Source organism: Caulobacter sp. UNC358MFTsu5.1 (assembly GCF_000712075.1).
Classification (GTDB): domain Bacteria; phylum Pseudomonadota; class Alphaproteobacteria; order Caulobacterales; family Caulobacteraceae; genus Caulobacter.
The window spans coordinates 163400-190234 of record NZ_JONW01000012.1; the positions used below are offsets into that span (position 1 = coordinate 163400).

The 26835-nt window shown below is 70.9% G+C and carries 19 protein-coding genes and 1 tRNA gene; 7 read left to right on the forward strand and 13 right to left on the reverse strand.

The window, feature by feature from the left end; genetic code table 11:
* Positions 1-49 precede the first annotated feature (49 nt).
* The 6 genes from BR39_RS0123425 to BR39_RS0123450 all read left to right on the forward strand — a co-directional run bounded on the left by BR39_RS0123425 (position 50) and on the right by BR39_RS0123450 (position 5738).
* Positions 50-988 (forward strand): metallophosphoesterase, encoded by a 939-nt coding sequence (locus tag BR39_RS0123425; RefSeq protein ID WP_029916751.1) that lies wholly within the window; start codon positions 50-52, stop codon positions 986-988.
* Positions 989-1094: 106 nt separating this feature from the next.
* On the forward strand, positions 1095-1532 hold the full coding sequence (locus BR39_RS0123430; RefSeq protein WP_029916753.1) for an HIT family protein: 438 nt from the start codon (positions 1095-1097) through the stop codon (positions 1530-1532).
* Positions 1529-2758: an LptF/LptG family permease gene (locus BR39_RS0123435; protein ID WP_029916755.1), complete on the forward strand. Its 1230-nt coding sequence runs from the start codon at positions 1529-1531 to the stop codon at positions 2756-2758. The genes BR39_RS0123430 and BR39_RS0123435 overlap by 4 nt, the downstream gene beginning before the upstream one ends.
* Positions 2755-3819 (forward strand): LptF/LptG family permease, encoded by a 1065-nt coding sequence (locus BR39_RS0123440; RefSeq protein WP_029916757.1) that lies wholly within the window; start codon positions 2755-2757, stop codon positions 3817-3819. The genes BR39_RS0123435 and BR39_RS0123440 overlap by 4 nt, the downstream gene beginning before the upstream one ends.
* Positions 3820-4977, forward strand: a complete 1158-nt coding sequence (locus BR39_RS0123445) for a hypothetical protein (RefSeq protein ID WP_029916759.1) — start codon at positions 3820-3822, stop codon at positions 4975-4977.
* Positions 4974-5738, forward strand: a complete 765-nt coding sequence (locus BR39_RS0123450; protein WP_029916761.1) for a nucleotidyltransferase family protein — start codon at positions 4974-4976, stop codon at positions 5736-5738. The genes BR39_RS0123445 and BR39_RS0123450 overlap by 4 nt, the downstream gene beginning before the upstream one ends.
* Before the next feature lie 22 nt (positions 5739-5760).
* Here BR39_RS0123450 and BR39_RS0123455 read toward each other — a convergent pair whose 3' ends face one another.
* From BR39_RS0123455 to BR39_RS0123475, 5 genes are all read right to left on the reverse strand, one after another.
* Positions 5761-6216, reverse strand: coding sequence for a hypothetical protein (locus BR39_RS0123455; protein ID WP_029916763.1), 456 nt, complete (start codon positions 6214-6216; stop codon positions 5761-5763).
* 263 nt (positions 6217-6479) lie between these two features.
* Positions 6480-8771 carry a TonB-dependent receptor gene (locus tag BR39_RS0123460; protein ID WP_029916765.1) on the reverse strand — a complete coding sequence of 764 codons (2292 nt, stop codon included), beginning with the start codon at positions 8769-8771 and terminating at the stop codon, positions 6480-6482.
* Positions 8772-9043: 272 nt separating this feature from the next.
* Positions 9044-9793, reverse strand: a complete 750-nt coding sequence (locus BR39_RS0123465) for a sugar phosphate nucleotidyltransferase (RefSeq protein WP_029916767.1) — start codon at positions 9791-9793, stop codon at positions 9044-9046.
* A 170-nt stretch (positions 9794-9963) separates the two neighbouring features.
* Positions 9964-19092 (reverse strand): autotransporter outer membrane beta-barrel domain-containing protein, encoded by a 9129-nt coding sequence (locus BR39_RS25535; RefSeq protein WP_035018970.1) that lies wholly within the window; start codon positions 19090-19092, stop codon positions 9964-9966.
* A 197-nt stretch (positions 19093-19289) separates the two neighbouring features.
* Positions 19290-19364: transfer RNA gene (locus tag BR39_RS0123475), tRNA-Gly, on the reverse strand.
* A gap of 177 nt (positions 19365-19541) precedes the next feature.
* Here BR39_RS0123475 and BR39_RS0123480 point away from each other — a divergent pair.
* Positions 19542-20165: an HD domain-containing protein gene (locus BR39_RS0123480; protein ID WP_029916769.1), complete on the forward strand. Its 624-nt coding sequence runs from the start codon at positions 19542-19544 to the stop codon at positions 20163-20165.
* A gap of 390 nt (positions 20166-20555) precedes the next feature.
* On the opposite strand, the gene BR39_RS0123485 is transcribed toward BR39_RS0123480, so the two are convergent.
* The 8 genes from BR39_RS0123485 to BR39_RS0123520 all read right to left on the reverse strand — a co-directional run bounded on the left by BR39_RS0123485 (position 20556) and on the right by BR39_RS0123520 (position 26816).
* Complete coding sequence (locus BR39_RS0123485; RefSeq protein WP_029916771.1) at positions 20556-21452, reverse strand: TraB/GumN family protein; 897 nt, start codon at positions 21450-21452, stop codon at positions 20556-20558.
* 41 nt (positions 21453-21493) lie between these two features.
* Positions 21494-22402, reverse strand: a complete 909-nt coding sequence (locus BR39_RS0123490) for an alpha/beta fold hydrolase (protein WP_029916773.1) — start codon at positions 22400-22402, stop codon at positions 21494-21496.
* Between the two features lie 100 nt (positions 22403-22502).
* On the reverse strand, positions 22503-22697 hold the full coding sequence (locus BR39_RS0123495) for a helix-turn-helix transcriptional regulator (RefSeq protein ID WP_029916774.1): 195 nt from the start codon (positions 22695-22697) through the stop codon (positions 22503-22505).
* Positions 22694-23275, reverse strand: coding sequence for a hypothetical protein (locus tag BR39_RS0123500; protein WP_029916775.1), 582 nt, complete (start codon positions 23273-23275; stop codon positions 22694-22696). The genes BR39_RS0123495 and BR39_RS0123500 overlap by 4 nt, the downstream gene beginning before the upstream one ends.
* Before the next feature lie 104 nt (positions 23276-23379).
* Positions 23380-23646, reverse strand: a complete 267-nt coding sequence (locus tag BR39_RS0123505; protein WP_029916776.1) for a hypothetical protein — start codon at positions 23644-23646, stop codon at positions 23380-23382.
* A gap of 132 nt (positions 23647-23778) precedes the next feature.
* Complete coding sequence (locus tag BR39_RS0123510; protein ID WP_029916777.1) at positions 23779-24651, reverse strand: kinase; 873 nt, start codon at positions 24649-24651, stop codon at positions 23779-23781.
* Between the two features lie 170 nt (positions 24652-24821).
* Positions 24822-25649, reverse strand: coding sequence for a TraB/GumN family protein (locus BR39_RS0123515; RefSeq protein ID WP_051696061.1), 828 nt, complete (start codon positions 25647-25649; stop codon positions 24822-24824).
* A gap of 138 nt (positions 25650-25787) precedes the next feature.
* Positions 25788-26816 carry a 2'-deoxycytidine 5'-triphosphate deaminase gene (locus BR39_RS0123520; RefSeq protein ID WP_029916780.1) on the reverse strand — a complete coding sequence of 343 codons (1029 nt, stop codon included), beginning with the start codon at positions 26814-26816 and terminating at the stop codon, positions 25788-25790.
* Between the last annotated feature and the right edge of the window lie 19 nt (positions 26817-26835).

The following is a 26835-nucleotide window of genomic DNA, read 5'->3' on the forward strand; positions in this document are numbered from 1 at the left end:
GATTGATAAGCAGCTTCGGCCCCTTCCGCCAGAATCCGTGAACCAAACTTTGTCGATATTCCGCTTGGCCCACCTCTCCGACCCGCATCTGCCGCCGCCGCAGGGGGCGTTCGGCTGGCGGGACCTGCTGTCCAAACGTCTGCTGAGCCGGATCGCATGGCGGCGCAAGCATCGCGAACACCGGCCCGAGGTGCTGGCGGCGATCGTCGCCGACCTCAAGGCCCACGCCCCCGACCATGTCGCCATCACCGGCGACCTGACCAACTACGCCGCCCCGGCTGAGTACGAGGCGGCCCGGGTCTGGCTGGAGGCCCTGGCCCCCGCCCGCGACGTCACCGTCAGCCCCGGCAACCACGACGCCCTGGTCGAGACCAAGGGCGGCCGGCCATTCGCCCCCTGGACGCCCTGGCTGGGCGACGAGGGATTGGGCGAAGGCGGCGACGTCGCCTTCCCGCGGGTGCGGGTGCGCGACGGGGTGGCGCTGTTCAACCTGTGCTCGGCCGTGCCGACCGCCCCGCACCTGGCCACGGGCCGGCTGGGCAAGGCCCAGCTGGAGCGGCTGGACACCCTGCTGGCCGACCCGGCCTATCGCGACCTCTTCCGCGTGCTGCTGATCCACCATCCGCCCGTCCCGGGGGCGGTGGCCAAGCGCAAGGCGCTGGAGGACCAGGACGCCCTGCGCGCCCTGCTGGCCCGCCACGGCGCGGACCTGGTCCTGCACGGCCACGCCCACGAGGCGATGGTGGCGACGGCCCCCGGGCCGGACGGGGCGATGATCCCCGTGCTGGGCGTGCCCTCGGCCTCGGCCATGGGCGAGCGCGGCCATCCGGCGGCGCGCTGGCACGGGGTCGAGATCGACCGCCAGGCCGACGGCGGGGTCGAGGTCAGGGTCGTGGCGCGCGGCCTGGATCCGAAGACCGGCCGGCCCGCCGAACTGAGCCGCTACGTCCTGCTGCAGGCCGGCCGGCCGCCCGCCGGACACGCCTAGCGCGAAAAGCCCGGAACCGGAGCGAACCGCGCCGTTCGGACTTCCATGGAAAAGGCCGCGTCCCTATTGTATGCGACGGCGGCGAACGCCCCGAGGCGAGGCCGACATGACCAATCCCACCGCAGAGAATTTCGGGTATCCGCGCACCAAGGTGGCGGAAACGGAGAGCTGGCTGGTCCTGGTGCGCCCCAAACAACCGACCTTCGGATCGCTGGTGCTGGTATGCAAGGAATCGGTCGAGTCCTTTTCCCAGCTGAGTCCCGCCGCCTTCGCCGACCTCAAGACGGCGACCGAGGGCGTCGAACGCCTGCTGGGCAAGGTCGTGGCGTACGAGAAGATCAACTACCTGATGCTGATGATGGTCGATAAGGACGTGCATTTCCACGTGATCCCGCGCTACGCCGGGACGCGCGAGCATGAGGGCCGCACCTTCGCCGACGCCGGCTGGCCCGCCGTTCCGGCGCTGGGCTCGACCGTCGACCTGGACCCCGACGCCGCCGAGCGCCTGGCCCAGAGCTTCGCCCAGGTCTGGTCGGCCGCGTGAAGAAGCCCATCCCCACGCCGCACGGCACGTCGCGCTTCCGGCTGATCGACGCCTATCTGCTGCGCCTGCTGACCTGGCCGATCATCGGCTGCCTGGGCGTGACCGTGATCGCCCTGCTGCTGGAACGCGTCCTGCGCCTGCTGGACGTGCTGTCGCAGAGCAGCGCCCGCTTCGGCTACGTCACCCAGCTGGCCGCCAACCTGGTGCCGCACTATCTGGGCCTGGCCCTGCCCGTGGCGTTCTTCGTGGCGCTGTTCATCGTCATCACCAAGCTCAGCGACGGGTCCGAGATCGACGCCCTGCTGGCCAGCGGCCAGTCCCTGACCCGCGTGGCCGCGCCGTTCGTCTATGTCGGCCTGTTCCTGATGGTCTTCAGCCTGATCGTCTTCGGCTACATGCAGCCCTACAGCCGCTACGCGTATCGCGCGGTCATGCACGAGGCGATCAACGCCGGCTGGAACGGCAAGCTGAACGGCGGGGCCTTCATCGACCAGCCCAAGCTGCTGATGACCGCCGACGGCGCCGACCCGGCCGGCCAGCAGCTGACCCGGGTGTTCATCCGCCGCCAGGACGCCGCCGGCCGCGAGGAGGTGATCACCGCCGCCACCGCCGACCTGCGGGCCGACGCCGACGGCAAGAACGTCACCATGCTGCTGCGCAAGGGCCAGCGGATCGCCGTCGATGCCCGCGGCGAATACCGCACCCTGGTCTTCGACCAGTTCACCACCAACGTGCCCCTGGCCGGCGCGGCGGCCCTGCTGCGCAACCGGGGCGGCGACGAGCGCGAGCTGACCCTGGGCGAGCTGGCCCGCCAGGCCGACAGCCCCAACCCGGTCGTCCCGCGCGCCACCCTGCTGGCCGAGCTCTACGGACGCCTGGCCCGGGCCGCCTTCCTGCCCTTCCTGCCGCTGCTGGCCTTCCCGCTGGGCCTGGCCGCCAAGCGCGGCAACCGCACGCCCGGCCTGATCATCGCCGGCGTCCTGCTGCTGGCCTTCCAGCACAGCCTGCAACTGGGCCAGAGCCTGGCGGAATCGGGCAAGGCCATGCCGCTGGCGGCCATCGGCGTCCCGTGGCTGATCTTCACGGGCCTGAGCCTGTGGATGTTCATCGGCAGCCGCAAGCGTCCCGGCCAGACCCCGGTCACCGAGCTGATCCGCCGGTTCGGCGTGGGCATCAAGCGCTTCCGGCGCATGTTCCGCGACAAGTTCGAGCAGGCCGACGCATGAAGATCCAGCTGTACGTCCTGCGCACGGTCGGCACGCGGGTGCTCGGCGCCGCCCTGATCCTGTTCTCCATCCTGCAGATCCTCGACCTGCTGGAAGTGACCACCGACATCCTGGACCGGGGCCTGGGCACGGCCGGGGTGCTGTACTACGCCGCCCTGCGCTCGCCGCGCCTGATCGAGCAGGTGGCCCCCATCGCCACCCTGGCCGGCGGCCTGTTCGCCTTCTCGCAGCTGGCCCGCGAGAGCGCGATCATCGCCATGCGCGCCACCGGCATCTCGGCCTATCGCATCGTCGCCATGGCCCTGCCCGTCGCGTTCCTGGTGATGGCGCTGGACTTCACCTGCGCCCAGGTGATCGCCCCGCGCACCGATCCGGTGTTGGCCGACTGGTGGCAGGCCACCACGCCCGTCGCCGACCGCAAAGTCCCGGGTCCGCGCAGCTTCCGGGCCGGCGACGACCTGGTGATCGCCGCCGGCGCCTCGGCCGACGGCCGCACCCTGAACGCGGTGAAGATCTATCGCCGCGACAAGACCGGCCGGCTGATCGAGCGGATCGAGGCGCCGTCGGCCGCCTACGCCCGCGACAAGGGCTGGACCCTGGTCAAGCCGGTGATCGTCCGGTTCAACGGCGAGCACGTCGACGTCACCCCCGCCGCCAGCATGATCTGGCCCTCGCCCCTGCATCGCCAGGACGTCCAGGCCCTGTTCGCCGACAGCCCTGTGCCCACCGCCGCCACGGCGCGCCGGGCGCTGCTGAACGGCGGCGGCGACCGCCCGTCCACCTTCTACGAGACCCGCCTGCTGGCCGCCTTCGCCGGACCCGTGGTGTCCCTGGTGATGCTGCTGCTCAGCGCGCCGGTGGCCCTGGCCAATTTCCGCAGCGGCCAAGGCGCCGTGCTGCTGACCGGCGGCCTGGCGGCCGGCCTGATCTTCCTGGTCGTCAACGGCATGCTGTCGGCGCTCGGCGAAGGCGGATCGCTCTCACCCATCCTGGCCGTCTGGGGCGGCCCGGTCATCTTCGCGGCCCTCGCGATCTACGCGCTCGTTGTCCTGGAGGGCTGAATGCCGTTCGACACCACTGAATCCGGTCTGGAGATCATCCCCGTCAGCTCGAAGGCCGAACTGAAGCGGTTCATCGACCTGGCCAACCGCCTCAACGCCAAGGACCCCAACTGGGTGGTCCCGCTGATGTACGAGCGCATGGCGGCCCTGACGCCGGCGACCAACCCGTTCTTCCAGCACGCCGACGTCCAGCTGTGGCTGGCCGTGCGCGGCGGCCGCGACGTGGGCCGGATCAGCGCCACGATCGACCACCTGGCCACCGAGGTCGGCGCGGGCAAGACCGGCAATTTCGGCATGATCGCCGCCGAGGACGACCCGGCGATCTTCAAGGTGCTGTTCCGCACCGCCGAGGACTGGCTGAAGGCCCGCGGCTGCACCCGGGCCCTGGGTCCGTTCAACCTGTCGATCAACGAGGAGGTCGGCCTGCTGGTCGACGGCTTCGACACCAAGCCGATGGTGATGATGGGCCACGACCCCCGCTACGCCGCCGCGCGGGTGGAGGAGCAGGGCTACACCAAGGCCAAGGACGTCTACGCCTATGTCTGTGATCCCCGCGCCGCCCTGCCCCCGGTGGTGGTGCGCCGGGTCAAGCGCGGCCTGCCCGAGGGCGTGGTCCTGCGCCAGCTGGACATGAAGCGCTACGACGACGAGGTCAAAGCCCTGACCTCGATCCTCAATGACGCCTGGTCGGAGAACTGGGGCTTCGTGCCGACCACCGAGGCCGAGACCGCCCAGCTGGGCAAGGCCCTGAAGGACGTGCTCGACCCGCGCCTGGTGCTGTTCGCCGAGATCGACGGCGAGGTCGCCGCCTTCATCGTGCTGCTGCCCAACGTCAACGAGGCCATCGAGGGCCTGAACGGCAAGCTGCTGCCCTTCGGCTGGGCCAAGCTGCTGTGGCGGCTGAAGGTCAAGCGGGTGAAGTCGATCCGCATCCCGCTGATGGGCCTGAAGAAGAAGTTCGCCGACAGCCTGCGCGGCCAAGTCGTGCCGTTCCACCTGATGAACGCCGGCCGCGACGCCGGCATCGCCCTGGGCTACGACAAGTTCGAGTTCTCGTGGATCCTCGAGGACAACATGCCGATGCGCCGGATCTCCGAGGCCATGGGCGCCGAGATCTACAAGACCTACCGCATCTACGAGAAGGCGCTGCAGGCGTGACCCAGCCCTTCCAGGCCCTGGTGCTGGCCGGTTCGCGCGGCGGGGTCGATCCCGTCGCCGACTACGCCGGCGTCAGCCAGAAGGGCCTGATCGTCCTGGGCGGCCGGACCCTGCTGAACCGGGTGCTGACCGCCCTGGACGAGGCCGGCGCCCAGCGCATCGCCGTCTCGACCAACGACGCGGCCCTGCAGGCGGCCCTGGAGGCAGAGAAGACGCGGGCGACGCTGTCGCGCCTGCCCTCGGCCGCCGGCCCCAGCCAGAGCGTCCACGAGGGCGCGGAGGCCATGGGCACGCCCCTGCTGGTCACCACGGTCGACCACGCCCTGCTCCAGCCGGAATGGGTGACCGACTTCATGGCCGACACGCCGGCCGACGCCGACATCGCCATCCTGCTGGGCGAGGAGCACCTGGTGCAGGCCGCCGCGCCCACGACCAAGCGCACCTATCTGGCGTTCCGCGACGGGCGCTATTCGGGCTGCAACCTGTTCTACCTGAAGACCCCGGCCTCGCTGAAGGCCATCGACCTGTGGCGCACGGTCGAGAAGCACCGCAAGCAGCCGTGGAAGATCGCGGCCCTGTTCGGACCGGTGATGCTGGCGCGCTACCTGCTGGGCCTGATGACCCTGGACGAGATGGTGGCGCGGATCGGCCGCCTGGCGGGGGTCAGGGCGGCGGCCGTCCGGGCGCGGCACGGCTTGGCGGCGGTGGACGTCGACAAGCCGGCCGACCTGGACCTGGTGCGGTCCCTGGTCGAAGGGTGAGCCCCTTCGCGCCGGATTTGGCTCAGGAGGTCGCGGCCTCGGGCGCGTTGCCCTCGTCGCCGCGATAGAACACCCCGACGGCGGCGACCCAGAGCACCGCGACGATCGTGGGGATCCACGCCACGGACTCCGGCAGCGGAATGGGCGAGATCGGCCCGAGCGTCGCGGTCCAGATGACGAACGAAATCGCCGAGATCACGATCGCCAGCACCTGCGGTTTGACCCCGCCTTTCGAGGTGGACTTGACCCGGACCACCACCAGGATCGCGATACAGGCCACCGCGATCACGATCAGACAGACCAGCTTGATCGTGCCCGTGACCGAGGCCGGGATCAGGGCCACGGTCGCGGCGTAGGTCCCCAGCGCCTCGGCGGGGATCAGCTTGGCCAGGCGCGAGGCCCAGCCGTCGGTGTTGGTGTCCTGCGGAGGCGGATTGTCGCCCGGCGCCAGCGGCGGGCCGTTAACTCTCAGTGACATGGATGCTCCCTCTTCTCTTCAAAATGGTTCTTCGAAGCTGGGCGCCGACGTCGCGACTTTCCGACGCGATACTGAGTCATCCACGAGACGCCCCAGCGTGAGCGTGACCGAAGTCGCCCGCGAACGCAATCGACGAGAGAGTATGCATTTAAGCGCAACCGTAGAGCGGCAAGCGCGCGCGGACACGAAAAACCCCGCCGCCGACCACCGCGGGCGCGGCGTCGACGGCGGGGTCCTTGGAGGCCCGGAAAGGCGGAAGCCGGCTACTTCAGCTTGGCGCTGACCGAGATCCCGACGATGCGCGGCTCGTTGTAGACGGCCGCCATGTAGTTCTCGATGACGCCCTTGAGGTTCTTCTCGTTGGTGATGTTGCGGCCGAACAGGGCCACTTCATAACCGCCGTTATTGCCCTCGTAGCCCAGCTTCAGGCCGCCCTCGAAGTTGTCCTTCGAGTAGAACTCGTCGGTGTCGTAGAGCACGAAGTTCGTATAGCCCTGGATGTTCCAGTCGGTGGCGACGAACAGCTTGCCGTCGGCGCCGACCGGCAGGTCATAGCGGCCGGTGAAGCTGAAGTTGTACTTCGGCGCGTTGGGCAGCGGCTGGCCGTCGATCTGGGCGAAGGTGTTGGCGCCGACCTTGATCGTCGGGTTCTTCACCGTGCAGACCACCACGCCGTTGAGGGCGCAGACCTGGGCGTAGACGCGCTTGTCGTCGATCTCGCTGTGCAGCAGGCTGAGGCCCGCCGTCAGGGTCAGGTTGGTGATCGGGCGCCACTCGGCGTCGGCTTCCAGGCCGTAGGCCTTGGCCTTGTCGGCGTTGAACAGCACGCCGTTGCCGTTGGAGTCGTTGCCGTTCAGCTGGATGTCCTTGACCTCGTAGGTGAAGGCCGAGGCGTTGAAGCGCAGGGTGTTGTCCAGCAGCGTGCTCTTCAGGCCCGCTTCCCACGACAGGATCGTTTCCGAGTTGGCGGTGGTGAAGTCGCTGTTGAACACGGCCGAGCGGCCCTGGATGGTCGGGCCGCGGAAGCCCTTGGCCACGCGGGCGTAGAGGTTCAGGTCGGGATTGACCTCATAGTTGGCCGACAGGTCCCAGCTGACCTGCTCGTCGGCCAGGCGCACGTAGCGGCGGCCGGTGTAGGTCGAGACGTTGGCGGCGGTGTTGGACGTCTTGACCAGCACGGTCTTCTTGGCGTCGTAGGTGTCGCGCAGGCCGCCGGTGATCGTCAGGGCGTCGGTCAGCTTGTAGCTGACCTGGCCGAACACCGCCCACGAGGTGTTCAGGTTGTTCAGCCGCACCCAGTTGTTGGGGTTGTAGCCGGCCGAGGTCGGCAGCAGGAAGTAGCCGCGCTGATAGAAGTCGGTCGTGTCGCGCGAGTCGAAGTACAGCGCGCCGACCTGCCACTTCAGGCGGTCGTCGCCGTTGCTGGCCAGGCGGATTTCCTGGGTCAGCTGGTCCAGGTCGCGGACCTGGCCCATCGACTGGCCGAAGCCGTTCGGAGCGCCGGCGACCGGGAAGTTGGCCGCCGCGCCGCCGTCGGTGTCGCCGCGGCTGTAGCCGTTGGTGGTCTCGTAGGCGCTGATCGAGGTCAGGGTCACCGGACCGAAGTCGTAGGCGATGTTCAGCGACGCGCCCTGGGTGTCGTAGGCCTGCGGGTTGTTGGCCGCCTCGTCGAAGGCGACGCTGTCGCGCGGGGCCGACGAGCTGTTGGAGCCCTTCTTCAGCGCCTGGCGCAGGAACAGGGTCGAGGTGCCCTCGTACTGGCGGGCGTGGGCCGAGGCCAGGACCGTCAGCTGGTCGGTCGGGGTGGCCAGCAGCTGGACCCGGACGTCCTTCTCGTCGAAGCCGCCCATGGCGTTCTTCTTCGGGGTGACGGTGCCGTCGGCGCTGGTCCCGGCGAAGGTGTTGTCGACGTAGTCGTCGCGGTGCTGGTAGAGCGCCGACACGCGGAAGGCCAGCTTGTCGGCCACGATCGGGCCGCCGATGCCGCCGTCGAAGGTGGTCGTGCCGTAGGTGCCGTACGAGGCGCTGGCGCGGCCTTCCAAGGTCTGGGTCGGCTTGTTGGTGTCGAACTTGACGATGCCGGCGGTGGTGTTGCGGCCGAACAGCGAGCCCTGCGGGCCGCGCAGCACTTCCACCTGCTTGATGTCGAACAGCGGGTTCGACTTCAGGACCACGTGCTCCAGGATCACGTCGTCATGGATGATCGACACGGGCTGGGATGCGCCCAGGTAGAAGTCGATGTTGCCGAGGCCCCGGATGTAGAAGCGCGGGAAGATCCGGCCCGTGGTGGTCTCGGCGTAGAAGCTGGGGACCTTGCCCGACAGGGCCAGGATGTCGCTGCCGTCGGCGTTGACGGCGCGCAGCTGGTCGCCGCCGACCACGGCCACCGACACCGGCACCTTCTGCAGGTTCTCCGAGCGGCGCTCGGCCGTGACCACGATCTCGTCCAGGGCGGTCGAGGACGCCTCCTGGGCCAGGGCCGCCGTCGCGAACGACAGCGCCGACAGGGCCACGCCCGTCAGCAGGCTGACTTTCTGAATTCCGAACTTCCGCATGAGATCCCCATTTCCGGCCGTGCAGGCCTTGTATCGATCGATACGCCGGAAGGTGTCGGACATCGGCCCTGTCCCCCACAAGCGTCGCCACCGTTTCCAGGTAGAGCGGACCGGCTATAGGAGTCGCCTGTGACTAGTCGATGACAGAGTAAGAAGCAGCTTACTTTGTTTGTGGATGAGACACGGAAACGCGCATCGCGATGCGGCTTTGCCACACCGGCGAGCACTCTTCAGTTTACGGAATATCCCGGCCGGAAGGCCGAGCCCGCCGGCTACTCGCCCGCCGCGACCCAGGCGGCCGCCAGCTCGCGGTTCTTCGGCACGTCCTCGGGGAAGTCCATCTCGGCCCATTGCAGGCCCTGGATCGACTGCACGCGGACCACGTCGTGCTCCTGGGCGATCTGGTTGATCACGCTGAGGTACCAGCGCTTGAGGCCTTCCGGCGTGCGCAGGGCCTGCTCGACGATGCGGGTGAACAGGGCCGCGCCCTCGGGATCGAAGCGCAGGAAGCCGATCGACTCGGCGTCGTACTGCTCGATGGTCTTGCCGATGGCCCGCAGGGACAGCCCCTCGGTCAGCACCTTCATGTCGTCGGCGTCGTAGCCGCCCTTACGGTCGATGGTCACGGTGATCGGGGCCGACGGCGCGGCGATCAGCGCCTCGGCGATCGGGCGCTCGAACAGGGTGTCGCCGTTCAGCAGCAGGAAGTCGCCGCGCATCTCGCCGCGCGCCAGCCAGCAGGTCGCCAGGTTGTCGGTCAGGGCGTAGAACGGGTTGAACAGGGTGCGGACCTTCAGGCCCGGGATGTCCAGCCCCGCGACTTCCTTCTCGACGGTGTCGGCGGCGAAGCCGGTCACCACCACCGCCTCGGTGATCCCCGCCTCGGCCAGGTGCTTGAGCTGCCAGTGCAGCACGGTGCGGCCCGAAAGCTCGACCAGGCACTTGGGGCGGGTGTCGGTCAGGGGCGACAGGCGCTTGCCCTGGCCGGCGCTGAGGATGATGGCTTTGGCCGGTTTCGCCACGGGCGTGGTCTCGTCTGTCTTGGGGGAAAGTGAAGAATGGGGGAATTGAGAGCGCGAAATAGCGACGACGGGACGGGCCAACAAGCCCGCCCCGTCGTTTCAGGGTTGGAAGTATCAAGTTTCGCGGGAGGGGCGCAAGCGCGACCCCTCCCCTCGTTCAAGCGGGCCGCCTAGAACGGCAGGGTGAACTTCACGGCCAGGGCCTGGTTGCTGACCCGGTCGCCGAACTGACCCGACCAGTTGAGCTTGGCGCTGGCGCCCTTGGCGTTGACCAGGGACACGCCCAGCTCGGCGTCGCCCGTGGTCTTGTCCAGCCGCGAGGCCACGTCGTACGAGCCGGCCACCGGCGGCGCGCCTTCGAAGGCGGTGGTGAACTGCGGGGCGCTGCCCGACAGCATGTGGCTGGCGCCGATGCGGGCATAGGGCCGGATGGCCGTGACGCCCTGCATGAACTCGGCGCCGACCTCCAGCTTGACGCTGGCCCGGGTGGACTGGTCCACCTGCTTGGGCGCGACCAGGTTCAGCGCGCCCGCGCCCTTTTCGGCGAAGGCGTCGGTCTGGATGCGGGCGTAGTTCACCTCGGCGATCGGCTTGGCGTAAGCCTTGTCGGTGCCGAAGCGGTAGCCGGTCCGGACGGTGACCGCCTGGAAGGTCTGCTCCTGCTTGGCCTGCGCCATCCGCAGGCCCGACGGCAGCAGGACCGCGCGGCGGGTGTCGACCGAGCTCGTGCCCGTGGTGAAGGCCATGGCGAACGCGGCCGGACCGTCGATCACCTTGGCCACGACGCCCAGCTGATAGCGGTCGCCGTCGCCCTGGGTGCGGGTCGGCACGCCGGTCCGCAGGCTCTCGCCCGACAGCGCCATGCCCAGCCGCCAGTGCGGACCGGCGGCGCGCTCGAAGCCGCCCTGCAGGCCCGCGGAGCGTTCCCGGTAGGCCATGTCCTGCGTCGTGGCGTCCAGCGTCAGCTGGCGCCCGCCGGCCTTGGTCCACACGCAGTCGTCAGCCTCGTCCCGGCCCGGCGTCGTCGGACAGGTCATCATCGAGTCGGTGAAGCCGGCGATGGCGAAGTTGGTCACCGCCACCTGGTCGGCGTAGGTCTCGGCGCTGAAGCTGTCGTAGTAGTTGGCCAGGGCCGTCTGCGACGGCTCCCAGAACAGCTCGGCCGCCACCGGCGCGAAGGCGTCGGTGCTGCCGGCCAGCTGGATGTTGTTGATGTGATCGCCCACCGAGGTGCGGTTGACGTTGAACCCGGCCGGCGAGAAGTCGACCACATAGTGCAGGTTCAGGTCGTCCTTGGTGGTCTTCAGCTCGAAGGTGGCGATCGACGAGGTCGGGGCCACCAGTTGCACGCCCGAGGCAGTCACCGTGCCCGAGCCGTTCAGGATCGTGGCCGTGTGGTCGCCCGGCAGGATGTGGCCCGGGTCGGCGATCTGCAGGACGAACTTGCCCTTCAGGTCCAGCGAGCCGGTCAGGTCCAGGCGGTCGATCTCGCCCGCCTTGCCCGTCTTGCCCAGGTCCAGGTCGGTCAGGAACACGCCGGTCGCGGTCTGCTTGAAGTCGCCCTCGACGCTGGTGGTCTGGACGTGACCGTTGCCGCCGGGCGTGAAGATTCCGTCGTTGGTCAGCAGGCCGCCGTTCAGCTTCACATAGTCCAGCGACACCAGGGTCGAGGTCGCCGTGTTGTTGAAGGCGTTCAGGCCGCGGCCCAGGTCGATGTTGCCGATCACGCCCTTGTTGCTGATGAACGTGTCGTTGCCGGTGGTGGCCAGGATGGCCAGGTTCGAGTCCGCCGACACCACGCCGTTCAGGGTGATGACGTTGTTCTTGCCGCCGTCGACGAACACGCCCTTGCCGTAGACCGCGCCGCCGTGGACGTCGCCGTTCAGGGTGGCGTTGATGTCGGCCGCCGTATAGGTCGGCGTCGCCGCGGCCGAAGCCGACAGGCTGTGCGAACCGGCCGCCGGGACGTCGCCCGCCTGGCTCTGGAAGAAGGCCCCGACGCCGTTCTTGCCGCCGGCCCAGATGTTGCCGTTCTGGATCACGGTGACCGTGCCGGCGTCGCCCGTGCCGCCCAGCGAACCGGCGAACGACAGGCCCAGGCCGCTGCCGAACAGGCCGCCGCCGCCGCCCACGCTCTGGGCGAAGATGCCGACCGCGCCGTCGCCGAGCAGGATGATGTCGCCGGTGTTGACCACCTTCACATCGCCGCCGTCGCCGCCGTAGCCGTCCAGCGGGTTCAGGCTCAGCTTGCCGTAGTCGCTGTAGTCCTCGCCGCCGAACGGGCCGAAGTCGCCCCACGAGGCGATGCCCAGCGAGGTGTCGCCGGCCACGCCGCCGCCGCCGCCCACGCTCTGGGCGAAGATGCCGTAGGCGCCGTAGCCCGAGGTCTGGATCAGGCCGTTGTTGGTGACGACGACGTCGCCGCCGTCGCCGGCCGTGCCGCCCAGGCCCGAGAACACGATCTGGCCGACGGCCGTGATCGTCCCCTCGCCGCCCGTGCCGCCGCCGCCGCCGACGCTCTGCGCCATGATGCCGTGCGACAGGCGACCCGAGGTGTAGATCGCGCCGTTGTTGGTGACCGTGACCAGGCCGCCGTCGCCGGCCGAACCGCCCGTGCCGCCGATGCTGATCCCCCAGGCCGGCTCGCTGAACGAGTCGATCAGGTCCTTGGTGGCGGTCAGGTTGCCGACCACCTTCATCGTGTCCGACAGGCCCTTGCTGTAGGAATAGGTGTCGTCGCCGTCGTAGTCGGTGGCGCCGCCCGTGCCGCCGCCGCCGCCCACGCTCTGGGCGAACACGCCGCGCGACAGGGCTCCTTCGGTGACGATGGTCCCGTTGTTGGTCACCCGGACCTCGCCGCCGTCGCCGGCCACGCCGCCCTGGCCGCCGATGCTGACCTCGCCGGCCAGACCCGAGCCGCCGTCGCCGCCGCCGCCGCCCACGCTCTGGGCGAACACGCCGTGGGAGTCGTTGCCCTTGGTCCAGATCAGGCCGCTGTTGAGCACCTTGACCAGGAAGCCGTCGCCGCCGCCCGCGCCCGAGCCGCCGATGGCGATCTGGCCGCCCTTGGCCTCGCCCTTGTTGGCCATGTCGAGGAAGGTGACGACCTCCTCGCCCTGGGTCGAGATCAGGCCGCCGCGACCGCCGCCGCCGCCCACCGACTGGGCGAACACGCCGTGCGAGTCGCTGCCCTCCGTCAGGATCTGGCCGCTGTTGTCGACCCAGACCTCGCCGCCGTCGCCGGCCGCGCCGCCCTGGCCGCCGATCGAGACGTTGACCGAGGTGGCCTTGCTCGTGCCGGCCGGCTTCTTGGAGAAGCTCAGCGAGAAGCCGCGGGCGTCGCCGCCCGAGCCGCCGCCGCCGCCCACCGACTGGGCGACGATGCCGCTGGAATTGCCGCCGACCGTGCTCAGCGAGCCGCTGTTCTTGACGTCGACCAGCTTGCCGTCGCCGGCCGCGCCGCCCGTGCCGCCCAGGGCGACGGCGTAGGTGCCGTTCTGGCCCTGGCCGAAGCTGCCGGACGCCGCCGTGGCCACGCCCGCGTCGCCGCCGCCGCCGCCGATGCTCTGGGCGTAGATGGCGTTGGCCTGGGACTCGCCGGTCGTGGCCACCACGCCGCTGTTGGTGACCCTGACGATCCCGCCGTCATTGCCCGTGCCGCCGTCGCCGCCCAGCGCGACCGAGATGTTGTTGCTTTTGGAGCCCAGGCTGACCGTGCCGGCGCCGCCGGCCATGTAGTCGGACCACTGGTTCTCGTCGATGCCGGCCATGCCGCCGTGGCCGCCGCCGCCGCCGATGCTCTCGGCGAAGATCCCGTGCGACTGCTCGCCGTGGGTGACCACCGTGCCGCTGTTGAGCACCGTGACGTCGCCGCCGATCGAGCCCGTGGCGCCCGAACCGCCCATGTTCATCGACAGGTTGGTCGACTCGCCGCCCGACACCGCCAGGGCCCCGGCCGCGCCGCCGGCCCCGCCGCCGCCGCCCACGCTCTGGGCGAAGATGGCCGTGGCGTCGTCGCCCTCGGTGACCACCAGGTCGGTGGAGGTGACCTTGACGTCGCCGCCCTTGCCGCCGCCGCCGCCCGAGCCGCCGAACGCCAGCGAGACGTTCTTGGACTTGGCGCCGCCCAGGGCCGCCGAAACGGCCATGCCGCCCGTGCCGCCGCCGCCGCCCACGCTCTGGGCGAAGATGGCCGTGGCCCCGTCGCCGGTGGTGCCGACCTTGCCGTTGTTGGTCACCTCGACCAGGCGGCCGACGCCCGCCGAGCCACCCGAGCCGCCGATCGACACGCCGATGGCGATATTGTCGGTCGACGAGAGGCCGCCGGTCAGGGCGCCCGCCATGCCGCCGTCGCCGCCGCCGCCGCCCACGCTCTGGGCGAACACGCCGTAGGCCCGCGCGCCCTCGGTGGTGGTCACGCCGTCGGTGATCACATGGACCTCGCCGGCGTCGCCCGCCGAACCGCCCTCGCCGCCGATGCTGGCCGAAAGGCCGACCGTGCTGGTCCCCTGGGTAAGCGTGCCGCTGATCGAGAAGCCGCCGCTGCCGCCGCCGCCGCCGATGCTCTGGGCGATCAGGCCGTGGGCCTCTTCGCCATGGGTCACCGCGCCGACATCGCTGGTCACGGTGACGGTCTCGGCGTCGCCGCCCGCGCCGCCCGAGCCGCCGATCGCCGCGCTGATCCCCTTGGGCGCGCCGGACGACAGGGCCGCGGTCACCGCCGCCGAGAAGCCGCCCGCGCCGCCGCCGCCGCCGATGCTCTGGGCCTGGACGCCGTAGGCCCGGTCGTTGTGGGTCTCGATCAGCTCGCGGCTGTGGACGGTCACCACGCCGCCGTCGCCGCCGACCCCGCCGCCGCCGCCGATGCTCAAGCTGCCCGCGCCGGTGCTCTGGCCGGCCGCGCCGCCCGCCGCGATCGAGAAGCCGCCGCTGCCGCCGCCGCCGCCGACCGACTGGGCCAGGATGCCCACCGCGTCGTCGCCGTGGGTCTCGATCTGGCCGAAGCTGTCGACCTTGACCTCCTTGCCGTCGCCGCCGCCGGCTCCATTGCCGCCGACACCGACCGAAACCGCGCCGCTGGTGTTGCCCGAGGCGATGGCCAAGGCGCCGGTCCAGCCGCCCGCCCCGCCGCCGCCGCCGATGCTCTGGGCCTGGACGCCGTTGGCCCGGTCGCCCGTGGTCGAGATGTCCGCGTGGCTGGTCACCGTGACCAGGTCGCCCGCGTCGCCCGCCGCGCCGCCGGACCCGCCGATGCCGAGCGAGCCGGAGCCCGAGGTCTGGCCGATTCCCGCGCTGCCGGTCAGCGAGAAGCCGCCGCTGCCGCCGCCGCCGCCGATCGACTGGGCCAGCACCGCCGTGGCGTCGTCGCCCAGGGTCAGGATCATGTCGATGACGTCGACCTCGACGTCGCCGCCCTTGCCGCCGCCCGCGCCGGAACCGCCCACGCCGACCGCGATGGCCGCCGTGCTCTGGCCCGCGCCCACCGACAGGGCGCCGGTGAAGCCGCCGCTGCCGCCGCCGCCGCCGATCGACTGGGCCTGGACGCCGTAGGAGCGGTCGCCCCGGGTGCTGATCACGCCGGTGCTGGTCACCTTGACCAGCTCGGCGTCGTTGCCCGCGCCGCCGTTGCCGCCGACGCTGACGGTCGCCGCGCCGGCCGTCTGGCCCGCGCCCACGCCCGCCGCCAGCGAGAAGCCGCCCGTGCCGCCGCCGCCGCCGACCGACTGGGCCAGGACGCCCGCGGCGTCGTGGCCCTCGGTGAAGATCCCGCCGGTGCTGGTGACGGTCACCTGCTTGCCCTTGCCGCCCAGCGCGCCCGCGCCGCCGACGCTGACGCCGACCGCGCCCGCCGTCTGGCCGGCCGCGATGGCCAGCGAGCCGCTCCAGCCGCCGTTGCCGCCGCCGCCGCCGATGCTCTGGGCGAACACGCCCTGCGAACGATCGCCCTGGGTGTGGATCGTGCCCACGCTGTCGATGGTGACAATGTCGGCGTCGCCGCCGCCGTCGCCGCCGCCGCCCACGCCGACCGAGCCGCCCAGCGCGCCCTCGCCCACCGCGACGCCCGCCGCGATCGAGAAGCCGCCGCTGCCGCCGCCGCCGCCCACGCTCTGGCCGAAGATGCCCGCGGCGTCCGCGCCCTGGGTCTCGATCCGGCCCGTGCTGTCGATCTTGACCTCGCCGCCCTTGCCGCCGTGATCGCCGTCGCCGCCGATCGAGACGCCGACCGCGCCGCCGGCCTGGCCGCCCGCGCCGGCCACCGCGCCGCTCCAGCCGCCGCTGCCGCCGCCGCCGCCCACGGCCTGGGCGTAGATGCCCGCCGAGCGGTCGCCTTCGGTGAGGATATCGGTGACGCTGGTCACGGTCACCTTCTGGGCGTCGCCGCCCCCGGCCCCCGAGCCGCCGACGCCCACCGAGGCCGAGCCGGCCGCCGTGCCGCCGGACAGGGCCCCGGACAGGGCGAAGCCGCCCGTGCCGCCGCCGCCGCCGATGCTCTGGGCGTAGATGCCCGAGGCGTCGACGCCGCGGGTGTGGATCTGGCCGGCGGTGTCGACCGTGACAAGGCCGCCGCCGCCGGCGTTGCCGCCGCTGCCGCCCACGGCCACGCCGATCGAGGCGCTGACGCCGCCCGAGGCCGCCGCGGCGATCGCGCCGCTCCAGCCGCCATTGCCGCCGCCGCCGCCCACGCTCTGGGCGAACACGCCGACCGCCCGGTCGCCGGTGGTGTCGATGTCCACGCCGGTGACGTGGTCGACGGTGACGTCGCCGCCGTTGCTGGCCGCGCCGCCCGTGCCGCCGATCGAGATCGCGCCCGAGGCCGCCCCGACGTCGCCGACCGCCAAGGCCGCCGACACGGTGTAGCCGCCATCGCCGCCGCCGCCGCCCACGCTCTGGGCGAACACGCCGCGCGAGTCGTCGCCCTTGGTGATCAGGGTCCCGTCGGCCGTGACATGGACGATGCCGCCGTTGCCGCCGCCGCCGCCCGAGCCGCCGACGCCGATGCTGACCGCGCCGTAGACGCCGATCGCCCCGCCGGCCCCGAAGCCGCCGTTGCCGCCGCCGCCGCCCACGCTCTGGGCGTAGATGGCCGAGGCGCGGTCGCCGCCGGTCTCGATCCGGCCGGTGTTGATCACCGTGACGTCGCCGCCCTTGCTGCCCGTGCCGGCGTCGCCGCCGATCGACAGATTGACGAACAGGCCGACGCTGGTGGAGTCGCCGCCGCTGCCGCCGCCGCCGCCCACGCTCTGGGCGAAGACGCCGCCCGAGCCGTCGAGGGCGGTGACGATCTGGCCGTGGTTGGTGACGTTGACGGCCTCGCCGATACCGCCGCCCGCGCCCTTGCCGCCGATCGCGAACTGGCCGCCCGCATTGCCGCCGTTGCCGCCGCCGCCGCCCACGCTCTGGGCGAAGATGGCGTAGGAATCGTAGCCGTGGGTCGTCAGCTTCCCGTCGTTGATCACGGTGACGACGCCGGCGTCGCCGCCCGCCCCGCCCTTGCCGCCGATCGCCGCCAGGCCGCCGGCGCCCGCGCCGTTGCCGCCGCCGCCGCCCACGCTCTGGGCGAACACGGCCTGGGCCAGCTTGCCCTCGGTCTCGATCTCACCGGCGCCGGCGTTGGTGACCGTGACGTCGCCGCCCTTGCCCGACGCGCCGCCGTCGCCGCCGATGCCGACCAGGCCGCCGCCGCCCGCGCCGTTGCCGCCGCCGCCGCCGATGCTCTGGGCGAACACGCCCGTGGCCTCGTCGTTATGGGTGAAGATCCGGCCTTCGTTGGTGGCCGTCACCGCGCCGCCGTCGCCCGACGAGCCGCCGCCGCCGCCGATCCCGACCAGGCCGCCGGCCCCGCCGCCGACCCCGCCGCTGCCGCCCACGCTCTGGGCGAACATCCCGATCGACGACACGCCAATGGTTTCGATCGCGCCATCGTTGAACACGTTGACGACGCCGCCTGAGCCGCCGCCCGACCCGCCGCCGCCCAAGGCGACGATACCGCCCGCGCCGCCGGCCGCGCCGCCGCCGCCGCCGATGCTCTGGGCCAGGATCCCGTAGGCCACATCGCCATGGGTGAGAATTCGATCGTGGTTGGTCACCCCGACGGAGCCGCCGTCGCCCGCGGCGTTCGAGCCGCCCGCGAACGCGCCGATCCCGCCCGCCGAACCGCCCGAACCGGACAGGCCGCCGACACTCTGGGCCAGGACGCCGTTCGATCCGGCGCCGTAGGTTTCCAGGAAATTGTTGTTGGTCACGCTGACCGAACCGCCGGGGCCGCTGCCGCTACCGGTTCCGCCCACGCCGACCAGGCCCGCGCCCGCGCCGCCGTCGCCGCCGGCGCCGCCGACGCTCTGCACGAACAGAGCCGAGGACTGATCGCCATAGGTCAGGACTGAAGCGTTGTTGGTCAGGTTCGCCGAGCCGCCGGCGCCGCCGTGGTCACCCGCGCCACCCTTGCCGGCCGCGCCGATGCCTTCGCCGCCGTCGCCGCCGGCGCCTCCGTTGGCCTGGACCTGGACGCCCACCGCCTTGACGCCGGTGGTCACGACGCTGCCGCCCAGGGTCAGGGTGGCCGAGCCCCCGTCGCCGCCTTCGTTGCCGTCGCCCCCGATGCCGAACACCACGACGGGGGGAAACAGGAAGCCTACCCCGCCATCGCCGCCGTCGCTGCCATTGGCGGTGACCTTGACCGCAGAGGCGTTGACGTTGCTGTAGCTTCCGGCGACGGACTGATTGATCGTCCCGCCGTCGTTGCCCGAATCGCCGTTCAGCCCATGGGCGATCATGTCGATGCCGTCGGAGACGGCGGAGCCATCGGCATGGCCCACATGCTGTTGCGCGGCGGCCGGCATGGCGGCCAGGACCGTGGCGCTCGCGGCGCCGACGGCCAGGGCGCGGCCCAGGCCCTTCAGCAGCTTGCGGGTGGCGGTTTCCAGCCGGACCGCCTGGGCGCGGCTCTTCACGTCGACGATCGGGAAAACGTTCTCTTCGGCGGCCGGCGGCGCGTAGGCCGCCAGCACGGCCAGGCTCGCCAGGGCGTCGTGCAGGCGCAGCAGCAGCTTGGGCGGCAGGGCGCCGGGCGTCCCGAACGACGAGGCCAGCAGGTGGGCGACCGCGTCCTGGGTGGCCAGCAGCTCCGGGGCCGAGGCGCCGAAGCGCTCGCTCAGGGCCGCGGCGACGCGCGGATCGCGGGCTTCGCGCTCCCAGCGCCCGGCCAACTGCTCCAGCCCGTCGGCGAAGCGCGCCAGACGTTCCACGCGCGGGGATTCCGCAACGGCGGCCTTCGCCGCGCCGGCCGACAACTTGCCCATGGACTTCCCCCGATCCAGCGCGCCCCACGTCCGACCGCGAGCGCGCGCGATAACTTAACCGTTCTTAACGAATTCCGGAGGCGTTTCCCGTAACGAACGAACATCGTTCCGTAATGAACGGACATGGTTCGAAACGAGACAGACCTCCGGCGTTCGAGGTCAGCTCTGCAATTTCCAGGTGAAGCTTTGGGGGAGCTTGGAGCGGGCGGGGGGAATCGAACCCCCGACATTCAGCTTGGGAAGCTGACGTTCTACCTCTGAACTACGCCCGCATTGGACGGAGAAACTCGCGCCGTCCAAGCGCCCAGCCCGTCTAGCCGGTCTGGCTCCGCTTCTCAATGGGTTCTTTGGCGGTCCCTGGGGGTCTTTGGAACTTCGTCGCCCCGCGTTGACGGCGCTCGCCGCGCGGCGCACGATCAGGTCAAACAGATGTTCGGGAGGAGAACGCCATGGCCGACGGCCACCAGCATCCGGACGACCATGAACGGGCCCAAGAACGGGCGAAATTCCACGCGATGGTCGACGGCACGCCGCAGGATTGGGCGATCATCGCCAACGCCTCGATGGAGTTCGGCCGCGACTTGCCCAAGCGCCTGGTCTCGCACCTGAAGCTGCTGCAGGGCGACTGCGGCGGCTTCGCCATCGACCGGCTGGACCACAGCCTGCAGACCGCCACCCGCGCCTTCCAGGACGGCCGCGACGAGGAATACGTTGTCTGCGCCCTGCTGCACGACATCGGCGACATCCTGGGCCCGCGCAATCACGCCGACATCGCCGCCGCGATCCTGCAGCCCTTCGTCTCGGAGGAGAACCACTGGATGGTGGCTCATCACGCCGTCTTCCAGGGCTACTACTTCTTCCACCACCTGGGCCTGGACCGCGACATGCGCGACCAGTTCCGGGGCCACCCCAGCTTCGAATACACCGCCCAGTTCTGCCACATCTACGACCAGGAGGCCTTCGACCCGGCCTACAAGTCGATGCCGCTGGAGGCCTTCGAGCCGATGCTGCACCGGGTGATGTCGGCGCCCAAGCGGTCGATCTACCTGCGCAAGGACGGCGGGGCGGCTTAGGGGCGGCTGGGGCTGACGGTCTCGACGTCCGAGATGGGTGGTTGGCGGACGCCGTGCAAACCCTTCTCTCATAGAGAGAGGGAGGGGCCCGCCGCGAAGCGGTGGGAGGGTGAGAGGTTTCACCGCTGGCCGGTAAATCCAGAGCCGCTGAGCCGCTGAGCCGCGCTTTCGAGACTCCGACAGAGGCTCACCAGGGCCGCCAGCGTGGATCGGGCAACTATCCTAAGACCATCTGAACAGCCGCGTTTCATTCGGTGAGAGTGTAACCTCTCACCCTCCCATGGCTTCGCCATGGGCCCCTCCCTCTCTCTATGAGAGAGGGGGCAGGAGGGCCGCCACTGTCCGCTTTGGGTCGAAAGCCGTCACGCATCTCTACCCGGAAATCAACCCCTACTTCACCGCCTCGGTCTTGACCCCCAGCTTCTCCAGCTGCGCCTGCACGCTGTCCGGGCCCGTCAGGTGTCCCGCGCCCACGGCCACGAAGCTGACGCCCGAGCCGGCCAGCTTGGTCTTCAGTTGCTGGGCCCAGTCGGCGTTCCGGTCGACCAGCAGCAGCTTGTAGAGCTCGGGATACTCGCCCTGCATCTCGTCGACCATCTGGCGCTTCAGCTCGGCCTGGTCACCGCTGGCCCAGGCGTTGACCAGGGCGTCGATCTTGGCCGGGCCGTCGTCGACCTCGTCCAGGGTGGATTCCAGCAGCTGGGTTTCCTGGGCCGGGGTCATGTCGGCGAAGAACCGGACCTGCTGCTCCATGGTCTCGAAGGCCGAGACCGGCTTTCCCGCCGCCTTGGCCTGGGCGTCCAGCAGCTTCTCGACGCCGCTCTCCGGATCGTAGCCGGCCTTCAGCAGCGGGGTCAGCGACACGGTCAGGGCGGCCAGCCAGGGGCGCATCACGTCCAGGGCCTGCGGCGGGAAGCCCATGCCCTGCCCCGCCGCCTGCAGCTTGGCGTAGGTCTCGGGCTTCAGCTTGGCCGACAGCGGCGTGGTCCGGTCGATGCCGTATTTCAGCATCAGGGCCTGGGTGTCGGCGGGCTTCTCGGGCTGCTCGATCTCCATGACCACGTCGTCGGCGGCCTCGAAGGCCTTGGCGATCTTGGGCGTGCGCCACTGGGTTTCCGGCCGCAGCACGTGGACCGTGCCGAACAGGTAGATCGTCGAGTCCTTGTCCTTGATCACCCACAGGGAGGGTTCGGCGCGGACGGGGCCGGCCCCCATCGCCAGCACCATGACGGCGGGGGCGACGAGGGCCAGGGCGAAGCGGCGGACGGAAGCGGGCAGAATCATCATCCCGCCACTGTTCCGGCCCGAGCGGGGCCGTGCAAGGCGGCTTACTTCAGGAAGGCCTCGACCTCGAAGGCGAAGGCGGCCGGCTGGTCCAGCATGATGAAGTGGTACGACCCGTCGATCCGCTTGACCTTGGCCTGGGTCATCGGGGCGTACGCGCCGGTGTAAAGCTGGTCGAACGCCGCCTGGGGCGCGGTGGCCGGGTCCCACGGATAGAGCATGGTGACGGGCGCCTTGATCGCGGCGATCTCGCCGCGCAGGTCGGTGGTCAGGTCGTCGTAGAGGGCGCGGGCCACCACCGAACGGTCCGAGGCGATGGCGGCGGCGGTGGCCGACTTCAGGCCCTCGGGCGACTTGACCAGGCGGGTCATCATCGCGGTCTCCATGGACGCCCAGGCCTCGGGCGCGGCGGCGATGGTCCGGTCGCGCATGGCGGCGGCCTGGGGCCTCGCCGTCTCGACGGTGGCCTCGGGCGAGAACACCATGGCGTAGAAGGGCAGGCTGTCGACCACCATCAGCCGGCCGACGTCCTCGGGGTGCTGGCGGGCCAGCATCAGGCCCATCAGCCCGCCCATCGAGTGGCCGATCACGGCGGGCGACTTCAGCCCGGCCGACCTGATGTAGCCGTCCAGGGCGTCGACCGTGGGCTGGATCACCGGCCCTTCGGCGTTGGCCCCGGCCGGGGCGCCGGCGAACCCGGCCACCTGGATCACGTGCAGGCGATAGCGGCCCTTCAGCTGCTTGACCGTGTCGTCCCAGACCGCGGCGGACGAGGCCAGGCCGGGGATCAGGATCACGTCGGGTCCCTGCCCCGTGACCTCGACGGTGAAGCGCGGCGCGGCGGCCGAGGGGACCGCGACCGGGGCGGCGTGGGCGGGGTTGAACACGCCGAGGGCGGCCAGTATCGCCATCACCATGACGAACAGGGGGAAGGTCGATCGACGATAGGACATGGCGGGAACTCCTGATTTGCGGGCATGCGCCAGGGTTCGGCGGCGCGCCGGCGGGTGGAAGGCGATGGTCGGGTGGGTCGGAAATCCTGACCGCGTCGGGTCAGGCTTCGTCCTGGAAGATCGTCTCGATCGGCAGGCCGAACAGGCGGGCGATCTTGAAGGCCAGGGGCAGGCTGGGATCGTACTTGCCCGTCTCCAGGGCGTTGATGGTCTGGCGCGAGACGTCCAGGCGCTCGGCGAGGTCCGCCTGGCTCCAGTCGCGCTCGGCCCTCAGGACCTTGAGGCGGTTCCTCACCGATACCTCCTGGCGATCAGGGGCTGCGACAGGCCCATGGCCATGGCGAAGATCGGGACGGCCGCCCAGGCGGGGGCGTGCGGCGCCTTGCCGAAAGTCTCCAGGAAGCCCCAGACGCTGGCCGCGCCCAGGGTCACGGCGATGCCCCACAGCAGGCTTTGGATCAGGATCTCGCGGGCGAACTCGTCCTTTTCCTCGGCCAGGTAGAAGCCCATCGCGGCTATCGAACCCAGAATGGCCAAGGCGGGCGCCAGGGCGATCACATAGCCCAGCGGCCCGGCGGTCAGACCCTGGCCATGCAGCATGATCGCGCCGATCAGCAGGAAGACATACGCCGACATCGAGACGCCGAACCGCAGCATGTAGCGCCGCATGGCGGGCCGCAGGGGCTCGCGCTTGAACAGGCGGTTGGAGCCGAGGGCGAAGGCCAGCGACGCCGCGACCGTGCCCAGGCCGCCGACAAAGCTCCAGACGCCGCCCAGGCCGATGACCCGGACACAGACGAGGATCGCGGCGATGAAGCCGACGAACAGCAGGAATTTCTTGAGGGCGAGCCACTCGCCGCGTTCGGACGCCATGTCGGGTCTCCCTGTCTTAATGACAAGGATGCTTGTCTTTCATCGCCACAAGAATGTCAAGCGAGCTTGTCAAAAGATCAAGGAAAGCCGACAGGGCGTCGAGGTCAGGCGGCCTTGCGCAGCGGCGCCGCGTCGGCGGCCTGGCTGACATGGACGGGTCGGTGGACTTGCCGCCCGAGGGCCCGTCGCTGGCCCAGGATCGTCCAGCCGTAGCGCGAAAAGCGGTCCTCGTAGTCGGACCAGCGGATGATCCGGCCCTGGTCGTCGCAGCGCCAGATCGCCTTGTCGCAACCCGGGATCGGGGCCGCCCGGTTCCAGACGGCGACGCGCTTGGCGTGGGTCGAAAAGGTCCCGCCGAAGAGTGCGTTCATGGTCCGGAAGCTCCACTGGGCCGGCGACTCGGTGAGTCGTTTCGCCGACAAAGGGAAGCTAGCACTGGTGGAAGCTGAAATGCGGCCACACCACATCTAGTGCGACGCCGTGCCGCGCGACCGAATGGCAGGTCACACGATCGACGAACGGCGGTCGGCGTCGAGGGCGATCACGATGTCGGCGCGGGGCGGCATCTCGCGGGCGATATGACGGGTCAGGCGCTCGTAGTGCTGGACGAAGACGGCGACCTCGTCGTCGCTCATGGCGCGCCCCGCCTGCCCGGTCTCCGCCAGACGCGCGCGCAGCTTGGCCTCCTGCTCCCGGCGCCAGGCCAGCACCGTGGCGAAGTCCGGGGCGGCGAACAGCACCAGCAGGTCGAGGCGGCCGAACAGGGCGCGATACGGCCCCGCCAGGGCGGCGTTGACGTGGGCGCGCCAGGTCGCGTCGGGATCGCGCTCGCGCTCCAGGGCGTTGACCGGCGCGGCCAGGGCTTCGGAGGGTTCCGGGCGGGCGCCGACGCACCAGCCTTCCAGCAGCACCACGTCGACGGGGCCTTCGACCACCGGCCAGGTCTCCACGGGCGCGCGGTCGTCGGCGGCCTTGTCGAAGCGCGGCAGGGCCGTGCCGCCCTCCCCGGCCAGACCGTCCAGCACCGCCAGCCCCAGGGCGACGTCATGGGTCCCCGGGACGCCGCGCGTGCGCAGCAGCGGATGGACGTCGCGGGCCAGGGCCTCGCGGTCGGCCAGCGGCAGGTAGAGGTCGTCCAGCGACAGGGTCGCCGTCTTCAGCCCCCGGGCCTCCAGCAGCGCCGCCACGACACGGACGGTGGTCGACTTGCCCGAGCCCTGCGGCCCGCAGATCCCGACCACGAAGGCCGGCCCCATGGCCACCGCCGCGATCCGGTCGGCCAGGGGCGCGTGCAGCCGCTCGATCTCGACGGCGAAGTCGGCGGGCAGGTTCTCGTCGCGCAGGAAGGCGGTCAGCCAGTCAGGATCGATGGTCATGCACAGCCCCCTTTCCTTCTCCCCCTGCGGGAGAAGGTGTCAGCGAAGCTGACGGATGAGGGGTCGCACGGCGTCCGACGACGCCGCAAGAGGACGAATGCAAAGGTTTGAGAGACCCCTGATCCGGCACTTCGCGCCACCTTCTCCCGCAAGGGAAGAAGGACGAAGAACTACTGCACCCGCCGGACCTGGAACCCGCGCGCCGCCATCAGGGCCGGCAGGCCGTCCACGCCGGCCATGTGCAGGGCCCCGACCGCCACCAGCTCGACGCCGGGCTTGTCCATCTCGGCCGCCAGGGCCTCCGCCCAGGCCTCGTTGCGGCGCTTGAGCAGGGCGTCGTACAGCGCCGGCCGGTCGCGCTTCATCACGTCGACCACCAGCGGTCCCAGCTTGGCCATGTCGCCGTGCAGCCAGGCCGACTGCAGGGCCACGCCGTTGCGCGGCGGGGTCAGGGTCTCGGTGGCGACGTCGTCCAGGTACTGCACCTCGACCGCTTCCGGCAGGGCGGCGAACAGCTGGATCTGCTGCTCCAGGGTCTCGAAGGTGGCGATCGGCTTGTCGGCCGCCCGCGCCTGGCGCGTGACCGTGGCGTCGGCGCCCGCCTGGACCGAGCCGCCCTGCTGGGTCATGGGCAGGACCGACAGCATCATCGCCGCCGCCCAGGGGCGCAGGCGGTCCACGCGATCCAGCGAGCCGCCGTCCCGTTCCAGCGCCGCCTTCAGCGTGGCCACGGTGCGCGGCGGCAGCTTCTCGCTCAGCGGGCGCTCGGGATCGACGCCGTAGCGGTCGACCAGGGCCTGGACCTCGGCCGGATCGGCGTCGGCCCGGGTCTCGAACCAGACCTTGTCGGCCCGGGCGTAGGCGCGGTCGAAGGCGCGGGTGCGCCACTTCACGTTCGGCTGCAGCACGTGCATGGCGCCGAACAGGTAGATCGTGGTGTCGCGGTCGCGCACTTCCCACATGGCCGGGGCGGCGCGCACGGCCGAGGCGCACGTCATGGCGCAGAGCGCCAAGGCGGCGGCCAACAGCTTCCGATACGCGACCCGACTCGACACAACGTCCCCCGACGTCCGAACTCAACAGACGGCCAGGGTACGAAGAGCCCGGTTAACCGGGGAAGCGCCGCGCGTTGCGACCTAACGCCACGCCTTGAAGTGCTTGGACAGTTTCAGGCCCTGGCGCTGGTAGTGCGACCCGCCCTCGCCGTACAGGCGCCGGGGCCGTGCGGTCAGGGGCTCGTAGACCAGGCGGGCGACGATCTGGCCGTCCTCCAGCAGGAACGGCGTCTCGTGGCTGCGCACCTCCAGCACGCCCTTGGAGCCGACTGCGCCGGCCTCCTCGGTGCCGAAGCCCGGGTCGAAGAAGCCGGCGTAGTGCACCCGGAATTCGCCGACCGACGGATCGATCGGGGTCATCTCGGCCGCCTCCAGCACCGGGATCTCGACGTCGTCCTTGGACGCCAGGATGTAGAACTCGCCCGGATCCAGCAGCAGCTCGCCGTGGCGGGTCTCCAGCGGCTCCCAGAAGTCGCGCGGGTCGTGGCCGTCCTCGTGGTCCAGATCGACGACCCCGGCGTGGCGGCGGCCGCGGAAGCCGACGATGCCGCCCTCGCCCGGCGTCAGGTCCACGCCCACGCTCTTGATGGCCAGCTTGGCCGGATCGCCGCGCTTGAGCCGCAGCTGGTTCAGCCGGGTGCCGGCCCGCACCAGCACCGAGAAGGTCTGGGGCGCGATCTCGATATAGAGCGGCCCCTCATAGCCGGCCTCGATGTCGTCGAAGGCCTTGGAGTGGTCGCTGAGCAGGCGCACGAACACGTCGACCCGTCCCGTCGAGCTCTTGGGATTGCCGCGCGCGGCCACGTTGCCCGGCAGGGCCAGGCTTTCCTGGATCTCGGCGATGTAGACGCAGCCCTTCTCCAGCACCGCGCCCTTCGTCAGGTCCAGCTCGTGCATCGCCACGTCCTTCAGACGCTCGGGCACGCGGCGGGCCACGCCTGGCAGGAACGAGGCGCGCACCCGCCAGCACCGCGCGCCCAGGCGCAGGTCCAGGCTGGCCGGCTGCACCTGGTCGGCGTCGAACGGGGTTTGGGAAGTGATCGCCTCTTGCGCGATCAGGTCCTCGATGGATTGGCAGGGCAGAATCCCCGCGGCGTGGGCGTCGGTCATCGGGGCGACACTCGCTAAA